This is a genomic window from Blastococcus sp. SYSU DS0973 (genome assembly GCF_054051055.1).
Window position 1 is genome coordinate 1 of the sequence record NZ_JBJHAN010000022.1, and the last position, 776, is coordinate 776.

1 protein-coding gene is annotated in these 776 nt (G+C 72.9%); it reads left to right on the forward strand.

Annotated elements, in window-relative coordinates; genetic code table 11:
- Positions 1–57: 57 nt before the first annotated feature.
- A partial coding sequence (locus ACI791_RS17910; protein ID WP_456587266.1) for an LGFP repeat-containing protein occupies positions 58–776 on the forward strand: 719 nt, incomplete at its 3' end.

The following is a 776-nucleotide window of genomic DNA, read 5'->3' on the forward strand; positions in this document are numbered from 1 at the left end:
CCGATCCGTGACCGGTGGGCTGCGGCGGGGTGGGAGCGGGGTGCGTTGGGTTATCCGGTGGGGGACACCACGTGCGGGTTGCGTGATGGTGGGTGTTTCCAGCACTTCGAGGGTGGGTCGGTCTACTGGTCGCCGGCCACGGGTGCGCGGATCGTGTCGCTGGAGATCCGGGACCGGTGGGCGGCGGCGGGGTGGGAGAACGGTGCGCTGGGTTATCCGACCACCGACGTGACTGCGCTGCCCGGGGGTGGGCGGTTCGTCCACTTCGAGCGGGGCTCGGTCTACTGGTCGCCGGCCACGGGTGCGCGGATCGTGTCGGGGGTCGTGCGGGACCGGTGGGCGGCGTCGGGCTGGGAGAACGGCCCGCTGGGTTATCCGGTCTCCGATGTGACGCGGTTGGCCGATGGGGGGATGTTCGCGCACTTCGAGCGGGGGTCGGTGTACTGGTCCTCGAGCACGGGTGCGCGGATGTTGCTGGCCCCGGTGCGGGACCGGTGGGCGGCGGCGGGCTGGGAGGCCGGTGCGCTGGGTTATCCGGTGGCCGATCAGGTGGCGACGCCGGGTGCGGCCGGGCAGGTGGTGCGGTTCCAGCGGGGCTGGATCTACTGGTCGGCGGCCGGTGGGGCGTGGGTCGTCGGTGATGCGGTGCGGGATGCCTGGCTGGCCGCCGGTGGTGACGGCGGCGACCTGGGCATGCCCACCGCAGATGCCGCGAGCACCCCGGACGGGCTGGCCCAGTTCGCGCACTTCCAGGGCGGCTCTCTGTACCTGCACCG